Origin of the sequence: Actinomadura sp. KC216 (genome assembly GCF_004348535.1) — a bacterium.
Classification (GTDB): Bacteria; Actinomycetota; Actinomycetes; order Streptosporangiales; family Streptosporangiaceae; genus Spirillospora.
Genome location: NZ_SMJX01000047.1, coordinates 1 through 21,153, shown reverse-complemented (window position 1 = coordinate 21,153; position 21,153 = coordinate 1). Strand labels below are relative to the sequence as shown.

20 protein-coding genes and 1 pseudogene are annotated in these 21,153 nt (G+C 72.8%); 10 read left to right on the top strand and 11 right to left on the bottom strand.

Features of this window, described 5'->3' with window-relative positions:
- Positions 1 to 54 precede the first annotated feature (54 nt).
- The 5 genes from E1264_RS11000 to E1264_RS45240 all read left to right on the top strand — a co-directional run bounded on the left by E1264_RS11000 (position 55) and on the right by E1264_RS45240 (position 5,247).
- On the top strand, positions 55 to 582 hold the full coding sequence (locus E1264_RS11000; RefSeq protein ID WP_132172284.1) for a hypothetical protein: 528 nt from the start codon (positions 55 to 57) through the stop codon (positions 580 to 582).
- Between the two features lie 169 nt (positions 583 to 751).
- Complete coding sequence (locus E1264_RS10995) at positions 752 to 1,324, top strand: hypothetical protein (protein WP_243710861.1); 573 nt, start codon at positions 752 to 754, stop codon at positions 1,322 to 1,324.
- Positions 1,325 to 1,446: 122 nt separating this feature from the next.
- Positions 1,447 to 2,262, top strand: a complete 816-nt coding sequence (locus tag E1264_RS10990; protein ID WP_132172316.1) for an isoprenyl transferase — start codon at positions 1,447 to 1,449, stop codon at positions 2,260 to 2,262.
- Positions 2,263 to 2,400: 138 nt separating this feature from the next.
- Positions 2,401 to 3,711 (top strand): PhoH family protein, encoded by a 1,311-nt coding sequence (locus E1264_RS10985; protein WP_243710863.1) that lies wholly within the window; start codon positions 2,401 to 2,403, stop codon positions 3,709 to 3,711.
- A 450-nt stretch (positions 3,712 to 4,161) separates the two neighbouring features.
- Positions 4,162 to 5,247: a lytic transglycosylase domain-containing protein gene (locus E1264_RS45240; protein WP_243710860.1), complete on the top strand. Its 1,086-nt coding sequence runs from the start codon at positions 4,162 to 4,164 to the stop codon at positions 5,245 to 5,247.
- A gap of 23 nt (positions 5,248 to 5,270) precedes the next feature.
- Here E1264_RS45240 and E1264_RS10975 read toward each other — a convergent pair whose 3' ends face one another.
- The 4 genes from E1264_RS10975 to E1264_RS10960 form a co-directional block, all read right to left on the bottom strand.
- Positions 5,271 to 6,677, bottom strand: a complete 1,407-nt coding sequence (locus E1264_RS10975; RefSeq protein ID WP_132172278.1) for a class II fumarate hydratase — start codon at positions 6,675 to 6,677, stop codon at positions 5,271 to 5,273.
- 80 nt (positions 6,678 to 6,757) lie between these two features.
- On the bottom strand, positions 6,758 to 8,017 hold the full coding sequence (locus E1264_RS10970; protein WP_132172276.1) for a serine/threonine-protein kinase: 1,260 nt from the start codon (positions 8,015 to 8,017) through the stop codon (positions 6,758 to 6,760).
- A 126-nt stretch (positions 8,018 to 8,143) separates the two neighbouring features.
- Positions 8,144 to 9,784 (bottom strand): fumarate hydratase, encoded by a 1,641-nt coding sequence (locus E1264_RS10965; RefSeq protein ID WP_132172274.1) that lies wholly within the window; start codon positions 9,782 to 9,784, stop codon positions 8,144 to 8,146.
- A gap of 1 nt (position 9,785) precedes the next feature.
- Positions 9,786 to 10,754 (bottom strand): DMT family transporter, encoded by a 969-nt coding sequence (locus tag E1264_RS10960; protein WP_132172272.1) that lies wholly within the window; start codon positions 10,752 to 10,754, stop codon positions 9,786 to 9,788.
- A 114-nt stretch (positions 10,755 to 10,868) separates the two neighbouring features.
- On the opposite strand from E1264_RS10960, the gene E1264_RS10955 reads away from it, so the two are divergent.
- Both E1264_RS10955 and E1264_RS10950 read left to right on the top strand, forming a co-directional pair.
- Positions 10,869 to 12,302, top strand: a complete 1,434-nt coding sequence (locus E1264_RS10955; protein ID WP_132172270.1) for a PLP-dependent aminotransferase family protein — start codon at positions 10,869 to 10,871, stop codon at positions 12,300 to 12,302.
- A gap of 29 nt (positions 12,303 to 12,331) precedes the next feature.
- A complete protein-coding gene (locus E1264_RS10950) occupies positions 12,332 to 12,580 on the top strand; it encodes a hypothetical protein (RefSeq protein WP_132172268.1) in 249 nt (82 codons plus the stop codon).
- A gap of 68 nt (positions 12,581 to 12,648) precedes the next feature.
- Here the strand turns inward: E1264_RS10950 and E1264_RS10945 are convergent, their stop codons facing one another.
- From E1264_RS10945 to E1264_RS10935, 3 genes are all read right to left on the bottom strand, one after another.
- Complete coding sequence (locus E1264_RS10945) at positions 12,649 to 13,884, bottom strand: MFS transporter (RefSeq protein ID WP_132172266.1); 1,236 nt, start codon at positions 13,882 to 13,884, stop codon at positions 12,649 to 12,651.
- Between the two features lie 79 nt (positions 13,885 to 13,963).
- Complete coding sequence (locus E1264_RS10940) at positions 13,964 to 14,764, bottom strand: ABC transporter permease (protein WP_132172264.1); 801 nt, start codon at positions 14,762 to 14,764, stop codon at positions 13,964 to 13,966.
- Positions 14,761 to 15,714 carry an ABC transporter ATP-binding protein gene (locus tag E1264_RS10935; RefSeq protein WP_132172262.1) on the bottom strand — a complete coding sequence of 318 codons (954 nt, stop codon included), beginning with the start codon at positions 15,712 to 15,714 and terminating at the stop codon, positions 14,761 to 14,763. The genes E1264_RS10940 and E1264_RS10935 overlap by 4 nt, the downstream gene beginning before the upstream one ends.
- An 84-nt stretch (positions 15,715 to 15,798) precedes the next feature.
- Here E1264_RS10935 and E1264_RS10930 point away from each other — a divergent pair, with 84 nt between their 5' ends.
- On the top strand, positions 15,799 to 16,446 hold the full coding sequence (locus tag E1264_RS10930) for a DUF1707 domain-containing protein (RefSeq protein WP_132172260.1): 648 nt from the start codon (positions 15,799 to 15,801) through the stop codon (positions 16,444 to 16,446).
- Between the two features lie 5 nt (positions 16,447 to 16,451).
- Here E1264_RS10930 and glpX read toward each other — a convergent pair whose 3' ends face one another.
- Positions 16,452 to 17,486 carry a class II fructose-bisphosphatase gene (gene glpX, locus E1264_RS10925; protein WP_132172258.1) on the bottom strand — a complete coding sequence of 345 codons (1,035 nt, stop codon included), beginning with the start codon at positions 17,484 to 17,486 and terminating at the stop codon, positions 16,452 to 16,454.
- A gap of 245 nt (positions 17,487 to 17,731) precedes the next feature.
- Between glpX and E1264_RS10920 the strand changes: the two genes are divergently transcribed.
- Positions 17,732 to 18,400: a TetR/AcrR family transcriptional regulator gene (locus E1264_RS10920; protein WP_132172256.1), complete on the top strand. Its 669-nt coding sequence runs from the start codon at positions 17,732 to 17,734 to the stop codon at positions 18,398 to 18,400.
- A 20-nt stretch (positions 18,401 to 18,420) separates the two neighbouring features.
- Positions 18,421 to 19,083: a DUF4245 domain-containing protein gene (locus E1264_RS10915; protein WP_132172254.1), complete on the top strand. Its 663-nt coding sequence runs from the start codon at positions 18,421 to 18,423 to the stop codon at positions 19,081 to 19,083.
- Positions 19,084 to 19,104: 21 nt separating this feature from the next.
- On the opposite strand, the gene E1264_RS10910 is transcribed toward E1264_RS10915, so the two are convergent.
- The 3 genes and pseudogenes from E1264_RS10910 to E1264_RS43275 all read right to left on the bottom strand — a co-directional run.
- Positions 19,105 to 19,341, bottom strand: a complete 237-nt coding sequence (locus E1264_RS10910; RefSeq protein WP_132172252.1) for an exodeoxyribonuclease VII small subunit — start codon at positions 19,339 to 19,341, stop codon at positions 19,105 to 19,107.
- Between the two features lie 10 nt (positions 19,342 to 19,351).
- Positions 19,352 to 20,566: an exodeoxyribonuclease VII large subunit gene (gene xseA / locus E1264_RS10905; RefSeq protein WP_132172250.1), complete on the bottom strand. Its 1,215-nt coding sequence runs from the start codon at positions 20,564 to 20,566 to the stop codon at positions 19,352 to 19,354.
- A 96-nt stretch (positions 20,567 to 20,662) separates the two neighbouring features.
- Positions 20,663 to 21,153 (bottom strand): annotated as a pseudogene (locus tag E1264_RS43275) (hypothetical protein); the annotation flags it as partial.

Here is a 21,153-nt window from a genome sequence, read left to right as displayed (position 1 = left end):
TCAATGGCGGCGGAGGCTGGCGCACGCCGCCGACAGGGTTGTAATTTTGATTACATGAGTACGAGTGAAGCGGCGGAGCAGCTCCGCGGCTGGTTCGCCGGACGGCTCCCCGACGACTGGTTCGAGGGACCGCCGGAGGTCGTCCTCGACCGCGAGGAGGTCAGCGTCATCGGCCGCCTCCCCGAACCGCCCGCCGCCGCGGCGCCGGAGGTGTCCGAGGCGGAGCGGGCGGGCGCGATCGCCGGCCACGTCCAGCGGTTCCGCGAGGAGACCCGCGACCGGCGCATGAGCATCGCCCGGGAGGCCGAACGGCGCTTCGGCCACAAGGTCTCCTGGGGCGTCGAGTGCGGCGGCGAGCGCGAGATGTTCACCACCCTGTCGGTGCCCGTCATGACCCGGCTCCGGCAGCCCGAACGGCGCGTCCTGGACACCCTCGTCGAGGCCGGCGTCGCCCGCAGCCGCAGCGACGCGCTCGCCTGGTGCGTGCGGCTCGTCGGCAAGAACACCGACGAGTGGCTGTCGGAGCTGCGCTCCGCGCTCCAGCACGTCGAACGCGCCCGCGCCGCCGGCCCCAAGGCCTGAGCCCGCGCCGGGCCCCGGAAGGCGGGCCGGGCCTTGAGGACGGGGGCGGGCCCGGCTTCATTACCCGATCACGATGATCATGGGGTGTGATCATGGTGCCGCCCTGCCCTACTGTGCGTTCATGCGGGCCCGCGGGAGCGGGCGCGGACGGCGAGCAGGGGGTGGACGGGTGGCGCACGGTCTTCGCTGCCTGGACGGCTCCGACCTCGCCGTCGTCCCGGTCGCCTCGCTCGACCGTGACGGCACCCCGTTCGAGGTCACGCTGGAGCTGTGGCGGGACGGCGACTCGTTCGGCGCGGTGGGGGAGCGGTGCGGGTACTTCCTGGCCGACCTCGCCGCCCGGGTGGCCGCGGCCAGGGCCGACGGGTCCCCGCAGTCCGTCCGCTGGCCCGACCCCGACGACCGGTTCCCGGAGCCGCCCGGCGGCGGTGCGGCCCGCGAACCCGAGCTGTTCTCCTTCCGCTACCGCGACCGCGGCGACGTGGTGAGCACCGGCGAGCTGCGCTGCGCGCTGCGGACGTCCTCGATGTGGGTCGGGCGGCAGCAGTCCGCGGCCGGACGGTGGCGGATCGCGCGGCGGGCCGTCATCGAGGCGTGGGGCGCGAGCGGGCGCGGCGTCCGCGCCATGCTCACCTCCGCCGACCTCGCCCGTTTCCTCGCCGATCTGCTCGCCGAGGCCGAAAGGTCAACGGGCCGGAGCAGGCCAAACGGCCGGTCCGGAGCGCCCCGCGCATTAGCCTGACATGACGGGAACGGTGAGATAAGTAGCGCCGTCGGGCCATAATTGAGCGTCCTCCCGCCAGGGACGCCGCTCGAAGGGATGCCCATATGGGGGTTCGGCGTACGGGAAAGCCGCGCACCGGCATGCGGAAGGCCGGCGGACGGCTGACCTCCGCCATCCGCCACAGCGGCCCCTACGCGGCCGTCCGCGACGTCGTCTACCGGATGTACGAGCACCGGGTCGAGGCGTCGCTGCCGAAGGACGTCACGCCCCGCCATGTCGGCGTGATCCTGGACGGGAACCGCCGCTGGGCAAGGTCGATGGGCCTCGCCGACGTCAACTCCGGCCACCAGCGCGGCGCCCAGAAGATCTCCGAGCTGCTGCAGTGGAGCACGGAGGCGGGGGTGGAGCACGTCACGCTGTGGCTGCTGTCCACCGACAACCTGAACCGTCCCGCCGCCGAGCTGGACCCGCTGCTGGAGATCATCGAGAACACCGTCGGGAAGCTCGCGTCCGACGGCTGGCACGTGAAGCCCGTCGGCGCCCTCGACCTGCTGCCCGACAAGACCGCCCGCGTTCTGAAGGACGCCGGTGAGGCCACATCGGACGCCCCGGGCCTGATTGTGAACGTCGCGGTTGGGTATGGGGGTAGGCGTGAGATCGCTGATGCGGTGCGCTCTCTGCTCATCGAGCAGGCGAGCCGGGGCACCAGCATCGAGGAACTCGCCGAGATCCTCGACGTCGAGCACATCGCGGAGCATCTCTACACGCGCGGCCAGCCGGATCCGGACCTGGTCATCCGCACGTCGGGGGAGCAGCGTCTCTCCGGCTTCATGCTCTGGCAGAGCGCCCACTCGGAGTTCCACTTCTGCGAGGTCCACTGGCCGGACTTCCGCAAGGTCGACTTCCTCCGGGCCATGCGCTCGTACGCCGCGCGGCACCGGCGCTACGGTACCTGACGGCCGTCCACCGGCCCCCACCACCGCCCTTGCGGTGGACCAACGCGCCACTGGCAAGTCCCCCATCATCAGGGAGATCGAGTGGCCACAACCTCCGCGCGCCGTCCCGGTCCGTCCGGGAACACCTCCGGTACCTTCGTGCCGGATCGGCGCACGTACGTCCTCGACACCAGCGTCCTGCTCGCCGACCCGGGGGCGCTGACCCGGTTCGCCGAGCACGAGGTCGTACTCCCCATCGTCGTGATCTCCGAGCTTGAGGCCAAGCGCCACCACCCCGAGCTCGGATACTTCGCCCGGCAGGCCCTGCGCCTGCTGGACGACCTGCGGCTGCGGCACGGCAGGCTGGACGAGCCCGTGTCCGTGGACGGCCCGGTCGGCGACCAGGGCGGCACGCTCCGCGTCGAGCTGAACCACGCCGACCCGAGCGTGCTGCCGGACGGGTTCCGGCTCGGCGACAACGACACCCGCATCCTGTCGGTCGCGGCGTGGCTCGCGCGCGAGGGGCGCGACGTCGTGCTGGTCTCCAAGGACCTGCCGATGCGGGTGAAGGCGTCCGCGGTCGGCCTCACCGCCGAGGAGTACCGGGCGGAGCTGGCCGTCGTGGAGTCCGGCTGGACGGGCATGCGGGAGCTGGAGGTGCCCGCCGGGGTCGTCGAGGACCTGTACGAGTCGGGCGCCGCGGACGTCGACGAGGCGCGGGACCTGCCCTGCCACACGGGGCTGCGGCTGCTGTCGGAGCGCGGCTCGGCGCTCGGCCGGACGCTGCCGGACAAGTCGGTGAAGCTGGTGCGCGGCGACCGGGAGGTGTTCGGGCTGCGCGGCCGGTCCGCCGAGCAGCGGATCGCGCTCGACCTGCTGATGGACGAGGAGGTCGGCATCGTCTCGCTCGGCGGGCGGGCCGGCACCGGCAAGTCGGCGCTCGCGCTGTGCGCGGGCCTGGAGGCCGTGATGGAGCGCGGGCGGCACCGCAAGGTCGTGGTGTTCCGCCCCCTGTACGCGGTCGGCGGCCAGGAGCTCGGCTACCTGCCCGGCTCGGAGAACGAGAAGATGTCGCCGTGGGCGCAGGCCGTCTACGACACCCTGTCGGCGGTGACGACCCCGGACGTCATCGACGAGGTCGTGGACCGTGACATGTTGGAGGTCCTGCCGCTCACCCACATCCGCGGGCGGTCGCTGCACGACGCGTTCGTGATCGTGGACGAGGCGCAGTCGCTGGAGCGCGGCGTGCTGCTGACCGTGCTGTCGCGGATCGGCGCGGGGTCGCGGGTCGTGCTGACGCACGACGTGGCGCAGCGCGACAACCTGCGGGTCGGGCGGCACGACGGCGTCGCGGCGGTGGTGGAGAAGCTCAAGGGGCATCCGCTGTTCGCGCACGTGACGCTGACGCGGTCGGAGCGGTCGCCGATCGCCGCGCTGGTCACCGACCTGCTCGGCGACGTGGGCGGCTGAGCCTTCCAGGAGCGAGTGAACCCCGGCGGTACCGTGTGGAGCGGTCCGCCGGGGTTCGCGTCTCAGAACGTCCTGGATCCTGTCTACGGAACGTGATCGTCAAACCTCGCATCGTGGGTTTGTGAGGAAGGTCACAGGATGCCCCTCGGGGGTGGAGAACCCCTGGTCCCGTCGCGGTTTCGGCGGTTCGTCCGGTGAGTTGACAAGCGCCCCAGCCGCAGCTTTCGTCTCGTTTCGGTTGCGAAGCCTCCCTCGGCCTCAGGCATTGTGTCTCCCCGTAAGCACCCCCGAGCGGTGCCGGGCCGGAGCGCGTCCCCTGATCGACACGCGTGCCGGGCACGGCGCCGGCCCGGGTCCGGGGCCGCCGCGACCTCCAGGGCGGCCGGACGGGCCAGGGGTGAAGCAGCTCGCGCGCGTGTCCATGCGCGTGCGACCGTCGGAAGGACCGCCTTGTACGGAGACCATCCCGGGTCCCCTAGGCGAGACGAACGACAGAACTTCGACCCCCAAGGGCAGTGGCCGGGCGCGCCTTCCGCGCCGGCGCAGCCGGTCGCGGCTCCGGCGGAGCCCCCGGCTCCCCACGTTCCCATCCAGGCCACCGGCGCCTTCGCGGCGCCGCCCGCGCAGCCGCCCGCGCAGCCCGACCCGTACTCGCCGCCAGAGCCGTTCGCGCAGTCGGACCCGTTCGGGCAGCCCGACCCGTTCGGGCAGCCGGCGCCGCACGAGGACGACGTGCGGGTCGCGGGCAGCGCCCGGACCCAGGTCGCCGGCGCGCCCGCCGGTGACACGCTCGGCTTCCAGGCCCTCCCCGCCGAGCCGCTGCGCGGCGGCGCGTCCACCGAGGGGCCGCGCGACGAGATCGTGTCCGGACGGCACGCGCAGCACGCCTCCGGCGGGCGGGGCGGTTCCGGCGGCCGGGGCGGCATGCGGATCGCCGCCATCGCCGCGGGCGCGGCCGTGCTGATCGGCGGCGGAGCCGTCGCCGCGTTCGCGCTGACCGGCGGGTCCGGCGAGGAGGCGACCGTCAAGCCGAACCGGCAGCTCGCCGACGCCGCGCCGAAGGTCGACCCGAAGGTGCTGGAGGAGCAGCGGCGCAAGCTGGCGCTCGACCGCGCCTCCCGCGCGACGCGCCAGGACGGGGGCGAGAGCCCGTCGCTGCACCCGAAGGGCAAGCCGATCCCGACCAAGAAGCCGGGCGGTGGCGCCGGCCCGATCGGCGACCCGGTCCCGGCGGGCGAGGCGCAGCAGATCGCCAAGAGGCTGATGCCGAAGTACGGGTTCACCGGCGACGGCCAGTTCGGCTGCCTGGTGAAGCTGTGGAACAAGGAAAGCCACTGGAACGTGCACGCGGACAACCCGTCGTCGGAGGCGTACGGCATTCCGCAGGCCAACCCGGGCTCCAAGATGGCGAGCGCCGGTCCCGACTGGCAGAACAACGCCACCACGCAGATCAAGTGGGGCCTCGGCTACATCAAGGGCCGCTACAACAGCCCGTGCGGCGCGTGGTCGCACTCCCAGTCCGTCGGCTGGTACTGACCCGTCCGAGCGCGTCCCAGGCGTCAGGGTGACTTCTGGGACGCGTTCGTCATTCCGAGGACGTCGAGCGCCGCGTCGAGCTGCTCGACAGTCAGCTTCCCGTCGTCCACGTAGCCGCGTTCCAGGACCACCTCGCGGATCGTCCTGCGTTCGCTCAGTGCTTGTTTGGCGACCTTCGCCGCCTCCTCGTACCCGATGTAGCGGTTGAGCGGCGTCACGATCGACGGTGACGACTCGGCGTACTCGCGCATCCGGTCCTCGTCGGCCTCGATGCCGTCCACGCAGCGGTCGGCGAGCAGCCGCGACGCGTTCGCCAGCAGGGTGATCGACTCCAGCACGTTGCGGGCCAGCATCGGCAGCATCACGTTCAGCTCGAAGCTGCCGGACGCGCCGCCGAACGCGACCGCCGCGTCGTTCCCGATGACCTGCGCGGCGACCTGCGCGACCGCCTCCGGGATCACCGGGTTCACCTTCCCCGGCATGATCGACGAGCCGGGCTGCAGGTCGGGCAGCCGGATCTCGGCGAGCCCGGCGCGCGGGCCCGAGCCCATCCAGCGCAGATCGTTGACGATCTTGGTGAGGCTCACCGCGACGGTGCGGAGCGCGCCGCTCGCCTCGACGAGGCCGTCCCGGGCGCCCTGCGCCTCGAAGTGGTCGCGGGCCTCCGTCAGCGGCAGGCCCGTGGCCCGCGCGATCTCGGCGATGACGCGGCCGCCGAAGCCGTCCGGGGTGTTGATGCCGGTGCCGACCGCCGTCCCGCCGAGGGGCAGCTCCGCCAGCCGCGGCAGGACGGCCTCCAGCCGCTCCACGCCGTGCCGGACCTGCGCCGCGTACCCGCCGAACTCCTGGCCGAGCGTGACGGGCGTGGCGTCCATCAGGTGGGTGCGGCCCGACTTCACGACCGTCCGGAACTCGTCCGCCTTGCGCGCGAGAGCGGCCTCCAGATGGCGCAGCGCGGGGATCAGGTCGTTCACGACGGCGCCGGTGGCCGCGATGTGGATGGACGAGGGGAACACGTCGTTGGACGACTGCGACGCGTTCACATGGTCGTTCGGATGGACGGGGCGGCCGAGCCGCTCCTCCGCCAGCGACGCGACGACCTCGTTGGCGTTCATGTTCGACGACGTCCCGGACCCGGTCTGGAACACGTCGATGGGGAACTGGTCGTCCCACCGGCCGTCCGCGACCTCGCGGGCGGCGGCGGCGATCGCGCGGGCGAGGTCCTCGTCGAGCACCCCGAGCTCGGCGTTCACGGTCGCCGCGGCGGCCTTGATCTGGCCGAGGGCGGCGATGTGCGACGGCTCCAGCGTCCGTCCCGAGATCGGGAAGTTCTCCACCGCGCGCTGCGTCTGCGCCCGCCACTTCGCCGCCGCCGGCACGCGGACCTCGCCCATCGAGTCGTGCTCGACCCGGAACTCCTGCTCGCCCATCGCAGCCTCCCCTTCGCGTCCGTGGCCGCCATCAGTGGCAGCCGGGCGGGTGGCTCCCGCATTCCCCGGGGTGGGGCTTGTCACTCCTCCCTGGTGAGCGAGTAGGTCTTCCGCTCGCCGGGGGAGCCCAGGGGCTTGCGCAGGCCGTTGACCCAGACGTCGCAGGCGGACGCGTCGTAGATGACGGCGTTGAGGCGCGGCTGGCCGTACTGGCGGGCCTCGCCCTCCCGCAGGGTCTCGTCGCTGAGCACGGCCCCGGCCGGTTCCGACACGAAGATCTTGCAGACGGCGTTGCGGGCGCGGACGACCAGCGTGCTGGTCGTGACGCCGGACGGCACGCCCTGCGCGCCGCCGCCCGCCGGGCTGGTCGGCGCCCCGGTCGGGGACGCTCCGGGGTTCTCCCGCGTCATCCCGACGACGAGCGCGGTGGCGCCGATCCCGCAGGACGCGATGGTCGCGCCGACGAGCCCGATCACCACCATCATCCGGTGGCGGGGCGTCCGGCCGCGGCGTTTCGAGCGGGGCCCGGTGAGGACGCGTTCGAGCCGGTCGACCGCGCGGGCGTGGCTGAGCCGGCGGGTCGGGTTCTTCTCCAGCAGCCCGGTGATCACCGGGGTGAGCTCGCCCGCGTTCTGCGGGGCGGGCGTCGACTCGGTGGCGAGCGCGCTCAGCGTCGCCATGACGTTCTCGCGCTCGAACGGCGGGTGGCCCTCCAGCGCGGCGTACAGCGTCGCGCCGAGCGACCACAGGTCCGACCGGGGCGTCGCCCTCTCCCCGCGGGCCACCTCGGGCGCCACGTACGCGGGCGACCCCATGAAGTGGCCGGTCTTGGTCAGGCTGGCCGATCCGGACGAGAACGCGAGCCCGAAGTCGGTGAGGACGACGCGGTCACCGTCCAGCAGCACGTTGCTGGGCTTGAGGTCGCGGTGCACGATCCCGGCCTTGTGCGCGGTGCTGAGGGCGTCCAGCAGCGCGCGGCCGATGTACGCGACCCGCTCGGGCGGCAGCCGGCCCGAGCGCTCGATGAGCTGTTCGAGGCTGGGCGCCTCGATCATCTCCATCACGATCCAGGGGCGGCCCTGCTCGATGACGACGTCGTACACCTCGACGATGGAATGCGTGCGCAGCTGTGCGGGCGCGCGCGCCTCCCGGAGGGTGCGGCGGTAGAAGACGACCCTGTCGTCCTCTTTGAGGTCATCGGGGAGCCGGAGCTCCTTGATCGCCACGGCGCGATCGAGGAGTTCGTCATGCCCTCTCCATACGGTGCCGTTGGCGCCCTGACCTATTTCCGAGACCAACCGGTAGCGCGCCGCGAGAACGAGGCGCTCTGACCGTGACATGGCGGAAAAGATACCGGAGTGGCCAGGCGCTCATCGGAGAGACCTCGGCACCAACGGCATTTTCGGGTTGTCATTATGACCTAAAGGCAAGAATCACCAAGAAACGGCGGCAGGGGCTGCCGTTCGTCAGCGCCTGCCGATGGTCAGGACGGGGCCCGTGGTGTCGGCGAAGAAGTCCTCGCCCTTGTCGTCCACGACGATGAACGCGGGGAAGTCCTCGACCTCGATCTTCCAGACGGCCTCCATGCCGAGCTCGGGGTACTCCAGGACGTCCACCTTCTTGATGCAGTCCTGGGCGAGGCGGGCGGCGGGGCCGCCGATCGAACCGAGGTAGAAGCCGCCGTGCTCCTTGCAGGCGTCGGTGACCTGCTTGGACCGGTTGCCCTTCGCCAGCATGACGAGCGAGCCGCCGGCGGCCTGGAACTGCTCGACGTAGGAGTCCATGCGCCCGGCGGTGGTGGGGCCGAACGAGCCGGACGCGTAGCCCTCCGGCGTCTTGGCAGGGCCCGCATAGTAGACGGCGTGGTCGCGCATGTACTGCGGCATGGGCTCGCCCGCGTCCAGCCGCTCCTTGATCTTGGCGTGCGCGATGTCGCGGGCGACGACGAGCGGGCCGGTCAGCGACAGCCGCGTCTTCACCGGGTACTTGGTCAGCTCGGCCCTGATCTCCTCCATCGGACGGTTCAGGTCGATCTGCACGACCTCGTCGTCGAGGTGCTCGTCGGTCGTCTCCGGCAGGTACTGCGCCGGGTCGGTCTCCAGCCGCTCCAGGAACACGCCCTCCGCGGTGATCTTCGCGAGCGCCTGCCGGTCGGCGCTGCACGACACCGCGATCGCCACCGGGCAGGACGCGCCGTGCCGCGGCAGCCGGATCACGCGGACGTCGTGGCAGAAGTACTTGCCGCCGAACTGCGCGCCGATGCCGAGCTTCTGCGTCAGCTCGAACACCTGGAGCTCCAGCTCCAGGTCGCGGAACCCGTGCCCGAGCGGCGAGCCCTCGGTGGGCATCGTGTCCAGGTAGTGGGCGGACGCGTACTTCGCGGTCTTCAGCGCGTACTCGGCGGACGTGCCCCCGACCACGATCGCCAGGTGGTACGGCGGGCACGCGGCCGTCCCGAGCGAGCGGATCTTCTCCTCCAGGAAGGTCATCATCCGCTTCGGGTTCAGGACGGCCTTCGTCTCCTGGTAGAGGAACGACTTGTTCGCGCTGCCGCCGCCCTTGGCCATGAACAGGAACTTGTACGCCGCGCCGGGGGAGGCGTACAGCTCGATCTGCGCGGGCAGGTTGCTGCCGGTGTTCTTCTCGTCCCACATCGTCACCGGCGCCATCTGCGAGTAGCGCAGGTTCAGCTTCGTGTACGCGTCGAAGACGCCGCGCGAGATGTGCTCCTCGTCGTTCCCGTCGGTCAGGACGTGCTGGCCGCGCTTGCCCATCACGATCGCGGTCCCGGTGTCCTGGCACATGGGCAGGACGCCCCCGGACGAGATCCCCGCGTTCTTCAGCAGGTCCAGCGCGACGAACCGGTCGTTGGGGGACGCCTCCGGGTCGTCCAGGATCCGGCGGAGCTGGGCGAGGTGCGCGGGGCGCAGCAGGTGCGAGATGTCGCGCATCGCGGTCTCGGTGAGCAGCCGCAGAGCCTCCGGCTCGACCTGGAGGAACGTCCGTCCACCGGCCTCGAAGGTCGAGACCCCGTCGGAGGTCAGGAGACGGTAGTCGGTCTCGTCCGGGCCGAGCGGCAGCAGGTCGGTGTAGGAGAACTCAGGCATGTCAGGCAGATCCTCGCGCGGTTCCGATGGGGGCGGTGTCTACGGACTCACAGGTTACGACCTCGGGAACCGCGACCTCGCGGGGGGCGACGGGCTCGCGGGGGGCGACGCGGGCGCGCAGGCCGACGACGACGCCCGCCGCGACCAGCGCGGCGCCGGCCAGGTCGGCCGCGCCTGGACGGTCGATGCCGAGCGCCACCGTCGTGATCACCGCGCTGACCGGGATCAGGCCCGCGAACAGCCCGGCCCGGTCGGCGCCGAGCCGGCCGATGGCGCCGTACCAGAGCAGGAACGCGATCGTGGTGACGACCACCGACAGGTAGGCGAAGCCCGCCAGCTCACCGGCCGTGGGGGTGCGGAGCACGACCGCCCCGTCCACGGCGAGGCCGACGGCCAGCAGCATCGGCGCGGCCAGCGCGGCGGAGTAGGCCGAGACGCGCAGCGCGCCGAGCCGGGGCAGCAGCGGGACGGCCAGCAGCGAGAAGCACACCTCCCCGGCGAGCGCGCCGAGCGACAGCAGCAGCCCGCGGAGGCTGCCGCTGCCGAGCCCGTTGGCGAGCGCGGCCCCGGCGGCGACCACGCACGCCGCCAGCACGAGCGACGGGGCGGGACGGCGGCCCTCCAGCAGCGGGCCGATCAGCGCCAGGATGATCGGCACCGTCGCGATCACCGTGCCGATCGTGGCGGGGCTCGTGTCCTGGGTGGCCGCGACGATGCAGACGTTGAACGCGACCAGGCCAGTCCCGGCCAACGCCGCCAGCAGCAGCCAGTCCCGCAGGGAGGGGCGCCGCGCCGGGGGGCCGGCGACCCGGACCACGATCAGCAGGACCAGCGCGGCGACCGCGTACCGCACCGCCTGGCCGCCGAACACGGGATAGCCGGCGATCGTCGCGGACACGGCGGTCAGCGTCCCGACGAGGAACATCGCCGACCCGGCCCCGGCCATGCCGCGCCTGTGAGAAGTGTTCATGGGTGGAACGCTAGAATCCCGCTTGGTCCATGTGACAGGGCCAATCGATGCGGGATGATGTGGACCATTGCGTGGTCGGTGACGCTCGCACTCCCTCTTGACGCTGAGAGTCATGTGACCGACCTTCATCTCCCGCTCGACCGGTCCGCCGGCCGGCTCGCCGCCCAGATCGCCGCAGGCTTCCGCTCGGCCGTGCGCACCGGCCGGCTCACCGCCGGGACGCGGCTGCCGTCGAGCCGCGACCTGGCGCGCGACCTGGACGTCTCGCGCGGTGTGGTCGTCGCCGCCTACGAGCAGCTGACGGCCGAGGGGTTCCTGATCGCGCGGCGCGGCGACGGGACCCGGATCGCGCCGCTGGCCCGTCCGGACGAGGCGTCCCCGGCGGCGGTGCAGAACGGCGTGCCGGGGCCGTCCCGGGAGCTCAGGCCGGAACCCGCGCCGCCCGCGCCCGCCTACGACCTGTGGCCGGGCAAGCCTGACCTGTCGGCGTTCCCGCGCGAGCGCTGGATCTCGGCCGCCCGCGCCGCGCTGCGCACGCTGCCGCACGACGCGCTCACCTACCCCGACCCGGGCGGCGTCGCCGCGCTGCGCGCCGAGCTGGCCGGCTACCTCGGCCGGGTCCGCGCCGCGCACGCCGACCCCGGCCGTGTCGTGATCATGAACGGGGTGGCGCAGGGGCTGTCGGCGCTGCTGCGGATGCTGCGCGCGAGCGGGCACACGCTGCTCGCCGTCGAGGACCCGACCAGCGACCGGCAGCTCCCGATGCTGGACGCGTCCGGCCTGCGGGTGATCCGCGTCCCCGTCGACGCCGAGGGGCTGGACGTCGCCGCGCTCGCCCGCACCGGGGCGCGGGCCGTCCTGGTCACCCCCGCGCACCAGTACCCGACCGGGGTCGTGCTGTCCCCCTCCCGGCGCGCCGAGCTGATCGCCTGGGCCCGCGACGTCGACGGGCTGATCCTGGAGGACGACTACGACGCCGAGTTCCGCTACGACCGCGAGCCCGTCGGCTGCCTCCAGGGGATCGACCCCGAGCGCGTCGTGCTGCTCGGCTCGGTCAGCAAGTCCCTCGCGCCCGCGCTGCGGCTCGGCTGGGCCGTGGCGTCCCCGGCCGTCGCCAAGCGGCTGCGCGACCACCGCGGCACCACCGACCTCGGCGCGCCCGTCCTGGAGCAGTACGCCCTCGCCGAGCTGATCAGGAGCGGCGGCTACGACCGGCACCTGCGCACGATGCGGCGGCGGTACCGGGCCCGGCGGGACGCGCTGGCCGGGGCGCTGAACTCCCGGATGCCCGGCGCCGTGGTTCGCGGCGTCTCAGCGGGCATCCACCTCTACGTGGAACTCCCCAGGGGATGCGACGAGGACGCGGTCGTGGCGCGCGCCGCGCGGTCCGGCGTGTCCGTCGCGGGCGCCCGTCCCATGTGGTCGCCCGGGCGTGCGGGACACGCCAAACCGGCCCTCGTCCTAGGGTACGCGGGCCTCTCCGAGCCGCGCCTGGTCAAGGCCGCGCAACTGCTGGGCCAAGCGGTTACGGACGGTACCGAGGGGTAGGACAAGGATCCCCGAGGTAGGAGTTGTCAATGAGTCTTGAAGAGGCCGCGCGGCAGCTGAAGATGGCGGGCCACGACGCGCAGGTGGCCTTCGACTGTGTCGGCCTGGGCGACCTCGAAAGGGCGCAGGAGCACGCCGTGACCCTCCGGGCCGCGGCCGACGCCGCCGAGGTGGCCCTGAGCCGCGCCTTGCAGGACCTGACCCCGGAGCAGGCCCAGGCCGAAGGCGAGAAGGCCATCCGCCTGATGGAGGACGCCCGGCCGGCCGCCGGCACCTGACCGTCCGTCGTTTCGAGCCCCCGTTCGCGCGTCCTGCGTGGGCGGGGGCTCGCACGTTGCGGGACGCGTCAGGCGACGGGCCGTTCCATGGCGGGGGAGTCCGGCCGGGGTCGTGCGCCTTTGGCCGGGACGGGGTCGAATCCCTTGGCGGTGGCGAACACCACCAGGATGAGGGCCGTGGGGACGATGAACGCCAGGCGCAGGCCGTGGTCCGCGCTGAGCGGGGCGATGGCGCCGACGACGGCCGCTCCCAGGACGAACCCGACGTAGTTGAAGATGTTCACGCGGGCGACGGCCACGCCGAGGCCGGTCGGGTCGACGCGTCCGGCCGCCGAGAAGGACACCGGCGCGATCACGGCCAGGCCCAGCCCGGCGACCGCGAACGCCGCGATGGCGACGGCCGCGTTCGGCGCCGCGACCACGCCGGCCATGCCCGCGACGCCGACCGCGCCGCCGATCCGCACGACCCGCACCGGGCCGGAGCGGCGCACGGCGAGGTCCGCGACGGCGCGGCTGATCACCATGGTGACCTGGTACGCGACGTACCCGAGCGGCGCGATCCAGTCGCTGCCGGACAACTCGTCGTCCAGGTACTTCGCGCCGTAGCTGGAGATCGCCGAGTCGGCGAGGTAGGCGACGGCCATCGCGGCGCCGACGACCAGGATCGGCCGCCACGGGACGCCGCGTCCGGCGGCCTTCAGCTCCTCGGCGGTCGGCCCGCCGCCCTCCTCCGCGCGGGCGTAGAGCCGGTGCCCGGTGGCGAGGGACACCGCGATCCCGACGGCGGCGGCGACCGCGAAGCCCGTGAACAGCGAGAGATCGATCTTGTTGGTGAGGGACGCCCAGAGCCCGCCGAGGATCCCCGCGACGCTCCACACCGCGTAGAAGCCGGTGATCAGGCTGACGCCGTAGCGGCGCTCGACCGCGATGGCCTGCGCGTTCATCGAGGCGTCCACCGCGCCGACGAACAGCCCGAACGCGGCGACCGCGAGATAGAGCGCGAGGTCGTTGTCGCCGGTGAGGCCGATCAGGGCGATCGTGGCGGCGACGGCGGGCTGGGAGGCGCGCAGCACCGGCCCGCTGCCGAACCGCTGGAACAGGGCACCGGACGCGACGCTCCCGACCCCGGCGATCAGCGGCACCATCAGCAGCACCAGCGACAGCGTGGCGTCGCTGAGATGGTGGGCTTTCTGCATCTGCGGGACCTGCGTCACGAGCGACGCGAAGCACAGCCCCTGGACGGCGAACGCCGCGTACGCGGAGAACCGGGCCCGGCGGTCCCGGACGGTGACGCCCTGGCGCATGCGGCCCCACCTCTCACCGGCACGCAATGTGAAGAAGATTCGCGTCAGCGTAGGGACAGGGCGGGCACCAGGTCAATCGTCAGTCGATGAGGCGCTTGCGCATGCCGCGGACGGCGATGAGCCACATCAGCGCCGCGAACACCATCAGGGCCGCCAGATGCCCGAGATCGGCCAGCGGGTCCAGGCCGAAGACCGCGTCCCGGACCAGCTCAACGCAGTGGTAGAGCGGGTTCAGGTACGACACGTTCTGCGCCCAGCCCGGCAGCGACTCGATCGGGAAGAACGTCCCGGCGATCAGGAACAGCGGCGTCACCACACCGGTGATCACGTAGTCGAACGAGTTGATCGACGGGACCACCGAGGACGTCCACATCCCGAACAGGCCGAAGCCGAGCGCGGTGAAGAACGTCACGAGCGGCACCAGCAGCATCCCGAACGAGGGATCGAGGCCGAAGAACATCCCGACGACGATCGGCGTGCACGAGTACACCGACGACTTCGCCGCGATCCACAGCGCCTCGGCCGTCACCAGCTCGTGGACGTCCACCGGCGCGGCGAGCATCGCGTCGTAGGTGTGCTGGAACACGCGCCGGATGTAGCCGTTGAACATCCCCGGGAACACCGACGTGAACAGCGCGGCCGTGCCGACGACGCCCGTCGCGACGAAGTCCAGGTACCGGTAGTTCCCGATCACCGCGACCATCGAGCCGAACCCGTAGCCGAACGCGAGCAGGAAGAACGTCGGCTCCACCATCGAGGCGAACGACTGCGACTTCCAGTACCGCTTGTAGAGGGCCAGCTCGTGCCGCCAGATCCCCCGCACCGGCGCGAACTCGAACCGCCGCAACCGCGGCGCCCGGGTCCCCTCCGCGACGCTCATTCCACACGCTCCCCGGTCAAAACCACGAACACGTCCTCAAGGTTGGCGGCGCGGCGGACGCCGTCCGGGCCCAGCTCGTCCTCCAGGGACGGCGGGATCGTCTCGGCCTTCAGCACCGACACCGACGGGCCGGTGCGGCGCGTGGGCAGCCCGGCCGTCTTGGCGAGCTTCTCCACCTCCGTCAGCCGGCCGGGCGGCCCGTAGTGCTCCACGACCCGCTCGCCCGCGTACTCGGCCACCAGCGACGACGGGGAGCCCCGGGCGATGACGCGGCCGTGCGACATCAGCGCGCACTCGTCCGCCAGCCGCTCGGCCTCCTCGATGTAGTGCGTCGACATCAGCACGGTCGTGCCCCCGGCGCGCAGCCCGTCGATCAGCCCCCACAGCTCCGCGCGGACCTGCGGGTCGAGGCCGACGGTCGGCTCGTCCAGCAGGACGAGCGCGGGCCGGTGCACCAGCCCGCGGGCGATCAGCAGCCGCCGCCGCATGCCACCGGACAGGTCGTCCACCTTGGTGAACTGCCGCTCGGTCAGGTGCGCGATCGCCAGCGCGTCGTCCACCGCCTGCCTGCGGGCCCGGCGCGGCACCCGGTACAGGTGCGCGAACACCTCCAGGTTCTCGCGGGCCGTCAGCTCCTCGTCGAGGTTGTCCTGCTGCGGGACGACGCCCATCGCGGCCCGCGCCTGCTTGGACTCCCGCGGGACGCGGAAGCCCAGCACGCGGATGCTGCCCTCGGTGGCGATCGCCTGCGCGGTCAGCATCTTCATCGTGGTCGACTTGCCCGCGCCGTTCGGGCCGAGCAGTCCCAGGCAGATGCCCGTGGGGACCTCCAGGTCGAGACCGTCCACGGCGGTGAAGTCGCCGAAGCGCTTCACCACGCCGCGCAGGCTGATCGCCGGCGCGGCCTGGCTCTCCTGGGCAGCCGAGAGCTGCGCACGTTGCACGGTCATGCCTCTCACACTAGGGAAAATTCGGGACATAACCCCACATGTTTTCTGCGGGGCGGATCGGCCGCCTGCGGCTAACCTCATGGTGTGGACGTTCCCCACCGAGACGGCCGGCCGCGCCCCGCCGCCGAGACGCCGCGACCTGCCGCCGCCAAGGCGACGCGCATCCGCGACCTGCGCGCGTCGGACGCCGACCGGGAACGCGTCGCCGCCGTCCTCGGCGAGGCCTACGCGGACGGCCGGCTCACCGCGGACGAGCACGCCGACCGTACCGCCCGCGCCTACGCCGCCCGCACGCTGGGTGAACTCACCGGCCTCACCCTCGACCTCAGCCCGCAGGAGGCGCAGCCGATCCTCGTGGACGACCGTCCCGTCACGGTCTTCTTCGGCCGCGCCCGCCGGGACGGGCGCTGGGTCGTCCCCGTGAAGCTCCCGCTGCTCGCCCTGTTCGGGACGGTCGAGCTGGACCTGCGCGAGGCCGTCCTGCAGCGCCGCCACATCGTGGTCGACTCGATGGTCCTCGGCGGCCGGATCCGGCTGCTCGTCCCCGACGGCGTCCGCGTGGACGTCACCGGGCGCACCATCCTCAGCACCCGCGACCTGCGGGGGCGTCCCGTCGCCGACGGCCCCACCATCGAGGTCGGCGGCACGATGATCTTCGGCTCGGTGCGGGTCCGGGCGCCGAAGCGCACGCTGCGCGCACGCGTCCGCGGCCGCTTCACCCGCGGCGGCTAGCCGAGCTACACCGCCGTGTCGAAGTTGATGGCGCTGTAGGCGCGGAGCTTGCTGAGCTGGTGCTCGCTGTCGATCGTCCGGATCGTCCCGCTGCGGGAGCGCATGACCAGCGAGTGCGTCACGGCCGTGCCCTTGCTGTAGCGGACGCCGTCGACCAGCTCCCCGTCGGTGATCCCGGTCGCGGCGAAGAACACGTCGTCGGAGGTCACCAGGTCGTCGGTCGTCAGCACCGCGCCGAGCTCGTGCCCGGCGTCGGCGGCCCGCCGCCGCTCCTCGTCGTCCTGCGGCCACAGCCGTCCCTGGATCACGCCGCCCAGCGCCTTGATCGCGCACGCCGCGATGATGCCCTCCGGGGTGCCGCCGATGCCGAGCAGCACGTCCACGCCCGTCCCGGGACGGCACGCCATGATCGCGCCGGCGACGTCGCCGTCCAGGATGAACTTGATCCGCGCCCCGGCCTCGCGGACCTCCTTGACGATGCCCTCGTGCCGCGGGCGGTCCAGGATGCAGACCGTCACGTCGTGCGGCGACGAGCCCTTCGCGCGGGCGATCGCGCGGATGTTGTCGGCGATCGGACGCTCGATGTCGACGGCGTCCGCCGCCTCCGGACCGGTCACCAGCTTCTCCATGTAGAACACCGCGGACGGGTCGAACATCGACCCGCGCGGCGCGACCGACAGCACCGCGATCGCGTTGTTCATGCCGAGCGCGGTCAGCCGCGTCCCGTCCACCGGGTCGACCGCGACGTCGCACTCGGCGCCGGAGCCGTCGCCGACCTCCTCGCCGTTGAACAGCATCGGCGCGTTGTCCTTCTCGCCCTCGCCGATCACCACGACGCCCTGCATGGACACGGTGTTGATCAGCTGGCGCATGGCGTTCACGGCGGCCCCGTCGGCGCCGTTCTTGTCGCCGCGGCCGACCCAGCGGGCCGCGGCCAGCGCGGCGGCCTCGGTCACCCGGACCAGCTCCATCGCCAGGTTGCGGTCCGGGGCCTCGGGCTCGGTCGTGAGCGGAGAGGAAACGGCGGTCTCATCGGACATGGCGGCCCAGCCCTTCGGTCGGCGGCGACCCGGCGGTCGATCGTTCGTCCGGATTCTCCGTGGACCGGACGTCCGGCCACAAATTGGACCAGACCAGCCGGGCTCACGGAGCGTACCGGTGCGGGCGACGCGCCCGGCGTGGTGCGCCCGGCGCGGCGCCGCGGTGCGCCCGGCACGGCGCCGATTCGGCGGTCGCGCGGGCAAGGGATCGTTTCCCCTTGGGAGAGGGCGTAATCTCTGGCGACATGAGCAGCAGCCACATCGACGTCCCGTCCGGCGAGGTCACCCCGAACGGGGAGACGGGGACCGCCGGCGCCCCCGCGCGCACGTCCGACCGCGGCGCCGCGACCCGCGGCGCCCTGCTGGCGGCTGCGCGGGACGTCTTCTGCGAGTCGGGCTTCGCCCAGGCCGCGGTGACCGACATCGTCGCCAAGGCGGGCGCGAGCGTCGGCAGCCTGTACCACCACTTCAGCGGCAAGGCCGACCTGTACCTGACGCTGTTCGAGGAGTTCCAGGTCGGGCAGCAGGAGCGCACCCGCAAGGCGATCAACGCCGTCCGGGAGGCGGGCGAGACCGACCCGATGCGGCAGTTCATCGCCGGCGCGGGCGCCTACCTCGACGGCTGCCTGGCCGAGCGCGACGTGTCCCGGCTGTTCATCTCCGGCGACGGCCCGCCCGGCTTCGACCGCGTCATGCGGCAGCGGCTCGGCAAGTGGGCGCGCCGCAGCGCCGCGCTGTTCCACACCGCCGACGGGGGCGTGGACGAGGCCCTGGTCGTCGTGCTGACCGGCGCGATGGCGGGCGCGGTCTCGGAGATCTCCCTCATGGACGACGAGGACGCCGCCCGCAGGCTCGCCGACGAGATCATGGCCATCGTCGGCACCATCACCAACCCCGGTACGGGGCAGCGCTGACCGTGCGGGATCCTGGAGGGGTGACCGAAGAGGAAGACTCCGAAAGCACCGCGGAGAAGGGTTCCGGCGGGCGGCCCGTGGTCGAGGTCAGCCCGGCCGTGCACAAGCGGCTGACCACGGGGCTCGGCGGCTTCACGATGGCGATGGCCGCGTGCCTGCTGGTCGTCCTGGCGATCTACGCCGTCACGCCGCGCAGCAACGAGGAGATGCTGCCGACCGTCGACTACGGCTCGCAGCTGTGGGCCATGCGCAACGACGCGCCGTTCACCTCCTACGCGCCCGAAGGGCTCCCGGCGGGGTGGCGCCCGACCAGCTCCCGGCTGAACGGGCTGGAGTCCGGCGGCAAGAAGCCCGTCGCCTGGCACCTCGGTTTCGTGACCCCCAGCGACGAGTACGCGGCGCTGGAGCAGAGCAACGAGAAGGCGTCCGAGTACGTCCCCCGGATGACCAACAGCAGCAAGATGGTCGGGACGCAGCAGGTCAACGGCGTCACCTGGACGAAGTACCACCGCAAGGACAAGAAGGCGAACTCCCTCGCCCGCACCCTCCCGGACGGCGTGAGCCTCGTCGTCACCGGCACCGCGTCCTACGAGGAGCTGGCGTTCCTGGCCGCGTCGCTCAAACCGCAGAGCCGGAAGGACGCCGGCCTCACGCCGTCGGCGACCCCCAAGCCCGGCTACTGATCGGGCGGGTCGGGCGGCCGCTCAGAAGGGCGCGGCGGACTCGCCGTTCTCGGGCCGGTCGAGCGCGGCCGCCAGCCGGGCCCGCGCGCCTTCGAGCCACTCCTCGCAGATCGCCGCGAGCTTCTCGCCCCGCTCCCACAGGGCGAGCGACTCCTCCAGCGTCAGCCCGCCGGCCTCAAGCCGCTTGACGACGTCCGCGAGCTCGTCGCGCGCCTGCTCGTACGACGGCTTCTCGGCCGTCCCCTTCTCGTCCGCCACCTGCCCCACCTTAGAGCTCCTCCCGCTCGGAGACGGTCACGCCGAGACGCCCGCGGGCCAGCCGCACGGTCAGCCGCTCGCCGTCCTTGACCCCCGGCGACTCCCGCACCACCGCGCCGTCCTCCCGCTGGACGATCGCGTACCCGCGCTCCAGCGTCGCGGCGGGGGACAGGGCCAGCAGCCGGGCGCGGGTGTGCGACAGCTCGTCCCCGGCCCGGTCCAGCGCGCTCGACAGGCACCGCCGCGACCGGTCGCGCAACGCCATGACCTGCTCGGACTGCCGTTCGATCTCCCGTACCGGGTCGGCCAGCGCGGGCCGCGACCTGATCGACCGCAGCCAGGCCAGCTCCCGGTCCACGGCGCCCGCCAGGCAGCGCCGCCCCCGGTCGCGGAGCTGCCGGACGAGCTGGAGCTGCTCGCGCACGTCCGGGACGGCCTTCTTCGCCGCGTCCGTCGGGGTCGAGGCCCGCACGTCGGCGACCAGGTCGAGGAGCGGGGAGTCCTGCTCGTGCCCGATCGCGCTGACCACGGGCGTGCGGGCCGCGGACACCGCGCGCACGAGGGCCTCGTCCGAGAACGGCAGCAGGTCCTCCATCGCGCCGCCGCCCCGCGCGATGATGATCACATCGATCTCGGGATCGGCGTCGAGCGCGCGCAGCGCCTCCATGACCTCGCCGACCGCGTACGAGCCCTGCACGGCGGTGTTCTCCACCCGGAACGCCACCGCGGGCCACCGCCGCCGCGCGTTCTGCAGGACGTCGTGCTCGGCGTCGGAGTCGCGCCCGCAGATCAGCCCGATCTTGCCGGGCAGGAACGGGAGCGGGCGCTTGCGCTCCGGCCGGAACAGCCCCTCGGCGGCCAGCACCCGCTTGAGCCGCTCCAGCCGGGCGAGCAGCTCGCCGACGCCGACCGGCCGGACCTCCAGGACGCTGAGCGAGAACGTCCCGCGGTTGATCCAGAAGTCGGGCTTGGCGTGGACGACGACGCGCGCCCCGTCCGTCACCGCCGGGCCCGCGGCCTCGAACACCGCGCGCGGCCCGACGACCCGCACCGACATGTTCGCGACGGGGTCGCGGAGCGTCAGGTAGACCGTTCCGCCGCGGGCGTTGAGGTCGGTGATCTGGCCCTCGACCCAGATCCGGCCGAGCCTGCCGATCCAGCCGCTGACCGCTTGCAGGACCGTCCGCACCGGGACGGGGGATTCGGCCGTGGTCTCCATCGCCATGCCGGAAGCCTACGGCGCACGCCACCCGCCCCGGGCTGACATCCGGCATGGGAAGGCCCTCGGACCGCGTTGCGTCCGAGGGCCTTTCGCCAGGGCTCAGCTGGTGCCGTTGAGCTTGGCTATGCGGCGCTCGTACATGCCGATGACGTCCTCGCGGGCGGCGTGCTCGCGCTCGTACTCGCGCAGCAGCTTCACCTGGTCGACGGACAGGCCGCGCAAGCGCGCGCGGAGCTGCGGCAGGCTGGCGTTGTCGTAGTCGGGGACCGGCAGGTCTTCCGCACTGCTCGCCGCCTTGGCGGGCTTGGCAGGCTTGGCGGGCTTGGCGGTTTCCGCGGGCTTGGCGGCCTTCGGGCTCGGGGCGGGCTTCGCCTGCGGCGCGGGCTCCGGTTTCGGCTCGGACGGCTCGGGCTTCGGCGCGGGCTCGGCGACCGGTCCCGCCTTCTCCGCCTTCTCCCTCTCCGCCTCGGCCGACTTGTGGTGCCTGCCCAGCGCGCCCGGCTTCGCGGGCTTCGGCGGCGCTCCCGGACGGGCGTGCTTCGGCGTGTGCCGCGTCTCGGCGCCCGGCTTGCCGATGGAGATCTCCTCAC